Origin of the sequence: Micromonospora sp. NPDC005215, assembly GCF_040607915.1 — a bacterium.
Classification (GTDB): Bacteria; Actinomycetota; Actinomycetes; order Mycobacteriales; family Micromonosporaceae; genus Micromonospora.
In genome coordinates, this window is record NZ_JBEXHQ010000001.1 from 432,489 (window position 1) to 439,122 (window position 6,634).

A 6,634-nucleotide genomic window follows, 5' to 3' on the forward strand; every position below is an offset into this window, starting at 1 on the left:
CAGGCTCAGACGGGCCAGGTGCCGCTGGTCAGGAAGCGTTCGATCGAGGCCAGGTGCGGCGTCAGGTCGAGGCCCTGGGCGGTCACCCAGTCGTCGGAGTAGTAGGTGTCGGCGTACCGGTCACCTGGATCGCAGATCAGGGTGACCACCGAGCCGGTCCGGCCCTCGGCGAGCATCCCGGCGATCAGCCCGAACGCGCCCCACAGGTTGGTGCCGGTGGAGCCGCCCACCCGGCGCCCGAGGAGCGCCGATCCGGCGCGCATCGCGGCCAGTGACGCCGCGTCCGGCACCTGGACCATCCGGTCCACCACCGAGGGCAGGAAGGACGCCTCCACGGTGGGGCGGCCGATCCCCTCGATCCGGGAGCCCTTTCCGGTTCGTACCGACCAGTCGGCGGCCAGCCAGGCCGGGTAGAACGCCGAATTCTCCGGGTCGACCACGCAGAGTTTGGTGGCGAGTCGGCGGTACCGGGCGTACCGGCCGATGGTCGCGCTGGTGCCCCCGGTGCCGGCGCCCACCACCACCCAGGTGGGGATCGGGTGCCGCTCCAACTCCAACTGCGCGTAGATCGACTCGGCGATGTTGTTGTTGCCCCGCCAGTCGGTCGCCCGCTCGGCGTAGGTGAACTGGTCCATGAAGTGCCCGCCGGAGTCCTCGGCGAGCCAGCGCGCCTCGACCACCACTGTCGCGGGGTCGTCCACCAGGTGACACCGGCCGCCCTGGAACTCGATCTGCGCGATCTTCTCGGGTGACGTGGAGGCGGGCATCACCGCGATGAACGGCAGACCGAGCATCCGGGCGAAGTACGCCTCGGAGACAGCCGTGGAGCCCGACGACGCTTCGACGATCGTGGTGCGCGGCCCGATCCAACCGTTGCAGAGCCCGTAGAGGAACAGCGAACGGGCCAGTCGGTGCTTCAGTGAGCCGGTGGGGTGGGACGACTCGTCCTTGAGGTAGAGGTCGATCCCCCAGGCCCGGGGTAGGGGGAACGGCAGCAGGTGGGTGTCGGCCGAGCGGTTCGCGTCCGCCTCGACGGTGGCGATCGCCTCCGTCACCCAGGTCCGGCTGGCCTCGTCGCACCGGTCGAGATGAGTCACGCTCGGAAACGTAGCAAGCAGGCCAGGGGTGGTCAGCGCCGGTCCGGGGACGCGGTCCCCACTGCCACTCGCCGTCCCGGCGGGGTGATCGGCGCACGCCACCGCCGGCCGTTCCGGCGACACCACGGGTACGCGACGGTCAGGCCGGCGACGGGCCGACCGGCTGGGGGCGGTTCTCCCATTTGGTGGAGAGCGCGATGGCGGTGCGGGTGGAGGCGACCCCGGGGGTCCGGTTCAACCGCACGATCAACTGCTCCAACTCGGCGATCGTGCCGACCCGCGCCTTCAGCAGGAACGACTCCACCCCGGCCATGAAGTAGCAGGACTCGATCTCGGGCAGCACCCGCAGCGACTCGAGCATGTCGTCGCTGTCGGCGCCGGAGTCTTCGACGATGCCGATCAGCGCTGTGACTCCCAGCCCGATCGCCTCCGGGGCCACGTCCGCGCGGTAGCCGCGGACCACGCCGCTGCTCTCCAGCTTGCCGACCCGCTCGTGCACGGCCGGGGCCGAGAGGCCCACCTGCCGGGCCAACTCGGCGTACGACAGGCGGGCGTTTCCGCGCAGCAGGTCGACGAGGCTCAGGTCGATGGCGTCCACGGAGAGTGACCTTAGCCGGTTACGCGTAACGCGACGCCTTCAGTATCCGTTGGACCGAACAGTGAGTAACTGTTCACGAACCGACAGTCAAGGCAGGGGTTGCGCCAGTACCATTACTAACTTCCCAGTCAGTGCATTTTTCGCGTTTGGCGGACAGGCCAGGTCCCTGGTGCTGTAATTGCCATACGTCCCTCATGACGGCTCTGGGCTCGCACCAGCCGGGGGCAGTGTGTTCAGCCAGGGGCTTCGTCGACGCGAGGAGGGGGCTGTGGACACTGGAGATCGCCTGCTGACACCGGGTGAGGTCGCCGCGCTGTTTCGGGTGGACCCGAAGACTGTGACGAGATGGGCGGCGGCCGGCCGGATAGGAAGCATCCGGACTCCAGGCGGGCATCGCCGGTTTCGGGAATCCGAGGTGCGAGCCCTGCTTGAGGGGGAGGGCATGCTGGACGAAGTGGACGAGGTCGGTAAGCCACGCAATGTGGGACCTGCCGCATCCACGGGGCCGGGTCCGGCCAACGCCGGCATGTACTGAACTGGTGCGGACAACGCCACGCGGACCGGACGCCAGTCCGGTCCGCGTCCCGCTTCGACCGAATCGGGCCGGGCGGCACGACGACCCGCACTGAGCCGACAGCTCAGCCTCGGGCCGCGCCGAGCTGGCCGGACCACCTCCGGAACAGGGTGTGCGGGACGCCGAGCGCGTCCAGCACCTTGCCGGCCACGAAGTCGACCAACTGTTGGGCGCTGGCCGCCGCGCCGGCCCCGTAGAAGCCAGGGCTGGCCGGCAGCACCACCGCGCCGGCGTCGTGCAGCGCGATCAGGTGCTCCAGGTGGCTGCGGGTCACCGGTGTCTCCCGGGGAACCACCACCACGGGCCGCCGTTCCTTGAGGTTGACCTCGGCGGCGCGCTGCAACAGATCCTTGGACAGCCCGATCGCGATGCCCGCGCAGGCTGCCGTGCTGGCCGGGACCACGGCCATGCCGCGTACCCGGTAGGAGCCGCTGCTCGGCCCGGCGGCCAGGTCGCCGGCCGGCCAGTAGCGCACGTCCGCTCCGGTCAGGTCCCGGTCGAGCCAACCGGCGAGATCCTCGGACCAGTGCCCGTCGCGGAACGGTCGGCCGGTCTCGTCGAGCACTGTGAGTCGGGCCGCCCGGGACACGACCAGGTCCACCGGCTCGCCCGCGTCGAGCAGTCCGCCGATGACGGCCGCCGCGTACGGCGTGCCGGAGGCCCCGGAGACCCCGACCACCCATGGTTCCCGCATGCCCCCAGCCTGCCTGGTCCGGCTGGTCCGCTGGCGCGCACCCCCGGGATCCCGCGTCCGACATGTCCCACGGGTGGGTGGGCGTCCCGCCGACCTGACATGCTGCCGCTGGCGATTCGCACCGGACCCATCTCGCACAGGAGGCATCGGTGACGACCGGCGAGATCCTCTGGGCGCTACGTGCCGACTGTCCGATCCCCTCGCGGCTCTCACCGCACGCCGACCGGGTGCAGGAGTGGCTGCTCGGCCTGCTGCCCACGCTCGACCTCCCGCTGGACGACACCGCGCTGCACCGGCTGTCCCGGGGAGCTTTCGCCCGGTACGCGGGGCGGCTCTACCCGGCGGCGACCGAAGCCGACCTGCGGGTGCTGACTGCCCTGTTCACCTGGTTCTTCCTCGTCGACGACGCCTGCGACGGGCCGGGCCGACTCACCCCGGAGCAGATCCGGGCACTGCGCGACGGCACGCTGGCGCTACTGCACGACGGGCCGCGGTCGCGGCACGCCGGGCTGACCGACCCGCTACGACAACTGCTGGTGCTGGCCTGGCGGGAGCCGCACCAGCGGATGCCGGCCCGGTGGCGGCTGCGCTTCGCCAACGCGGTGGCCCGGCATCTCGACGGCACCTGGCAGGAGGCGGTAAACAAGGAGGCCGGTCGCCGACCCGGCGTCAGCGAGTACGTCGAACTGCGGCGGGCGACGTCGGCGGCCGAGGTGTCGTACCCGCTTGTGGAGTTCGCCGGCGGCCGACCGTTGCCCGACCCGGTCTACGATCACCCGCTGCTGCGCGAGATCGCCCACGTCGGCAACGACCTGCTCTCCTGGTACAACGACCTGGCCTCCCTGGACCGGGACCGGGCCACCGCGGGCGGGCACAACCTGGTCCTGGCCATCGAGGGCGAGCTTGCCGTGTCGTCGGCGGAGGCGGTCGAGCGGGCGGCCGGGCGCTGGCGGGAGTCGATGCGGCGCTTCGTCGCGCTGCGGGCCGTGGTGCCGTCGTTCGGCCCGGCGTTGGACGAGGCGGTCACCGACCATCTCGACGGGGTCGCGTACGCCGTCCGGGGCACCATCGACTGGACCGTGGAGAGCGCCCGCTACCCCGCCGCCACCGTCCAGCGCGCCTCAGGGTCGTAGGTCGAGCCGGATCACCAGGTCGAGCAGGGCGAAGACGAACAGCGCGATGCCGACGAACCCGTTGGCGGTGAAGAACGCGCGGTTGACCTTGCTCAGGTCGGTCGGGGTCACTACCAGGTGCTGGTAGCCGAACGCCACAGCGGTCAGTGCGAGCCCGATCCACCAGAGCCAGCCCAGGCCGATCAGCCCGCCGAACCAGATGAACAGCGCGAAGGTCACCACGTGCGCGACAGTGGAGGCGTGCAACGCGAAGCGCCGACCGTAGCGCGCGGGCACGCTGTGCACGCCGATCTCCCGGTCGATCTCGGAATCCTGGCAGGCGTAGATCAGGTCGAAGCCGCCGATCCACAGCCCGACCGCGGCACCGAGCAGCCAGGCCGGCCCGGAGCCGTCCAGGGTGCCGTTGACCGCCAGCCACGCGCCGACCGGGCCGACCGCCTGGGCGATCCCGAGGATGGCGTGCGGCCAGTTGGTGAACCGCTTGGCGTAGGGGTAGACGACAAGCGGCACCACGGCGAGCGGCGCGAGCACCAGGCAGAGCGGGTTGAGCAGGGCTGCGGCGGCGAGGAAGACCACAAGCGCGACGACCGCGCCGGTCCAGGCCGTCCGCACGCTCACCGCGCCGGTCACCAGTTCCCGGCCGGCGGTACGCGGATTCCGCGCGTCGATCCGCCGGTCGAGGATCCGGTTGGCGGCCATCGCGAACGTCCGTGCTCCGACCATCGCCACCGTGATCAGCAGCAGGTCCCACCAGCGCACGTGCCCGCCGTTGACCTGCATCGCGGTCAGTGCGGAGAGGAACGCGAACGGCAGCGCGAACACCGAGTGCTCGATCGCGACGAGCTTGAGGAAGGACTTGACCCGGCCCGGCTTCTCGGCCGGTGCGTCGAGGACGACCATCAGATCCCGTACTCCTTCCAGCGCTTGTCGACCAGGGCGGTGACCTCGGGGCTCATGCTCATCTCCTCCGGCCAGCCGCGGGTGTAGCCCTCGGTGGGTAGTTTGCGGGTCGCGTCGACGCCCGCCTTACCGCCCCAGAACTGCTGGTACGACGAGTGGTCGAGGTGGTCCACCGGACCCTCGGTGAGCAGCAGGTCGCGGGCGTAGTCGACGTTGCCGAAGGCACGGAAGGCGACCTCGTTGTAGTCGTGCACGTCGCAGTCCTCGTCGACGATCACGATCAGCTTGGTCAGCGACATCAGGTGGGCGCCCCAGATCGCGTTCATGACCTTCTGCGCGTGCTTCGGGTAGCGCTTGCGGATCGAGACGATCGCGCAGTTGTGGAAGACCCCGGCGGCCGGCAGGTCGTAGTCGACGATGTCCGGGATCATGAGCTTGAGCAGCGGCTGGAAGATCCGCTCGGTGGCCTTGCCGAGGCCGTGGTCCTCCTGCGGCGGCTTCGAGGTGACGATCGAGTGGTAGACCGGCTTGCGCTGCATGGTCATGGCCTCGATGTGCAGCACCGGGAACGGCTCGACCGGGGTGTAGTAGCCGGTGTGGTCGCCGAACGGGCCCTCGGGCAGCCGCTCACCGGGCTCCAGGTAGCCCTCCAGCACGATCTGCGCGTGCGCCGGCACCTGCAACGGCACGGTCAGGCAGTCGACCATCTCCACCCGTTCGCCACGCAGGAACCCGGCGAACAGGTACTCGTCGATGTCGCCGGGCAGCGGGGCGCTGGCCGCGTACGAGACGACCGGGTCGCAGCCGATCGCGACCGCGACCGGCAGGCGCTGCCCGAGCCGCTCGGCGATCGCGTGGTGGGCGGCCGAGTCCTTGTGGATCTGCCAGTGCATGCCCAGGGTGTTGCGGCCGTGCTGCTGGAGTCGGTACAGGCCCAGGTTGCGCTTGCCGGTCTCCGGGTGCTTGGTGTGGGTCAGCCCGTAGTTGTGGAAGATCCCGCCGTCGCCGGGCCAGACCTGTAGCCCCGGCAGCCGGTTCAGGTCGACGTCCTCACCCCGGTAGACGACTTCCTGGCAGGGCGCGGTCTTCACCTTGCGCGGCGGCACCGACTTGAGCTGCATGACCTTGCCGAGGCCCTCCCGGATACCGGACCAGCCGACCGGCAGCTCCGGCTTGACCAGCGCGCCGATCCGGGCACCGATCTCGTCCAGTGACTCGACGCCGAGCGCCATCGCCATCCGCTTCTCGGTGCCGAACAGGTTGATCGCCAACGGCATCTCGCCCCGGGTCGGGCGTTCGAAGAGCAGCGCCGGGCCGCCGGCCCGCACCGTGCGGGTGACCACCTCGCTGATCTCCAGGGTGGGGTCGATCGGGACGTCGACCCGGCGCAGCTCCCCCGCGCGCTCCAGCGCCGCGAGGAAGTCCTTGAGATCGGTGTACGGGAAGCCACGAGCCGCCATGTCGCCCAGTCTCCCGCACCGACTCCCGGGCGACCCAGGCCGGGTGCTGTGACGCTCGCGATGGCCCAGCCGACCGGCAGCGGTGTAGTAGGTAAGTGAACGCCTCCGGTCTCGGAGTGGAGCTGTCTAGGAACCGCTCCGCCAACCAGGAGGCCTTCGTGCCCCGCGCTAACGCTGC

Annotated in this window: 7 protein-coding genes; 2 read left to right on the forward strand and 5 right to left on the reverse strand. The window is 70.5% G+C overall.

What is annotated here, in order from left to right; translation table 11 throughout:
- Window positions 1–5: 5 nt before the first annotated feature.
- Together ABZU25_RS02040 and ABZU25_RS02045 are read right to left on the reverse strand one after the other, a co-directional pair.
- A complete protein-coding gene (locus tag ABZU25_RS02040; RefSeq protein WP_355027435.1) occupies window positions 6–1,097 on the reverse strand; it encodes a PLP-dependent cysteine synthase family protein in 1,092 nt (363 codons plus the stop codon).
- Window positions 1,098–1,236: 139 nt separating this feature from the next.
- Complete coding sequence (locus tag ABZU25_RS02045; protein ID WP_355027436.1) at window positions 1,237–1,695, reverse strand: Lrp/AsnC family transcriptional regulator; 459 nt, start codon at window positions 1,693–1,695, stop codon at window positions 1,237–1,239.
- Window positions 1,696–1,963: 268 nt separating this feature from the next.
- Here ABZU25_RS02045 and ABZU25_RS02050 point away from each other — a divergent pair, with 268 nt between their 5' ends.
- Window positions 1,964–2,230, forward strand: coding sequence for a BldC family transcriptional regulator (locus tag ABZU25_RS02050; protein WP_007454516.1), 267 nt, complete (start codon window positions 1,964–1,966; stop codon window positions 2,228–2,230).
- Window positions 2,231–2,333: 103 nt separating this feature from the next.
- Here the strand turns inward: ABZU25_RS02050 and ABZU25_RS02055 are convergent, their stop codons facing one another.
- Window positions 2,334–2,963 (reverse strand): UbiX family flavin prenyltransferase, encoded by a 630-nt coding sequence (locus ABZU25_RS02055; RefSeq protein ID WP_355027437.1) that lies wholly within the window; start codon window positions 2,961–2,963, stop codon window positions 2,334–2,336.
- Window positions 2,964–3,112: 149 nt separating this feature from the next.
- Here ABZU25_RS02055 and ABZU25_RS02060 point away from each other — a divergent pair, with 149 nt between their 5' ends.
- A complete protein-coding gene (locus ABZU25_RS02060) occupies window positions 3,113–4,096 on the forward strand; it encodes a terpene synthase (protein ID WP_355027438.1) in 984 nt (327 codons plus the stop codon).
- On the opposite strand, the gene mqnP is transcribed toward ABZU25_RS02060, so the two are convergent.
- Together mqnP and ABZU25_RS02070 are read right to left on the reverse strand one after the other, a co-directional pair.
- Entirely contained in the window at window positions 4,085–4,996 is a 912-nt protein-coding gene (gene mqnP, locus ABZU25_RS02065) for a menaquinone biosynthesis prenyltransferase MqnP (protein WP_355027439.1), read from the reverse strand. The genes ABZU25_RS02060 and mqnP overlap by 12 nt on opposite strands.
- Window positions 4,996–6,456 (reverse strand): menaquinone biosynthesis decarboxylase, encoded by a 1,461-nt coding sequence (locus ABZU25_RS02070; RefSeq protein WP_355027440.1) that lies wholly within the window; start codon window positions 6,454–6,456, stop codon window positions 4,996–4,998. The genes mqnP and ABZU25_RS02070 overlap by 1 nt, the downstream gene beginning before the upstream one ends.
- Window positions 6,457–6,634 lie beyond the last annotated feature (178 nt).

Excerpts from the sequence above, each read along its gene's own strand:
- mqnP (WP_355027439.1), bottom strand. The coding sequence starts at position 4,996 with ATGGTCGTCCTCGACGCACCGGCCGAGAAGCCGGGCCGGGTCAAGTCC.
- ABZU25_RS02070 (WP_355027440.1), bottom strand. The coding sequence starts at position 6,456 with ATGGCGGCTCGTGGCTTCCCGTACACCGATCTCAAGGACTTCCTCGCG.
- ABZU25_RS02055 (WP_355027437.1), bottom strand. The coding sequence starts at position 2,963 with ATGCGGGAACCATGGGTGGTCGGGGTCTCCGGGGCCTCCGGCACGCCG.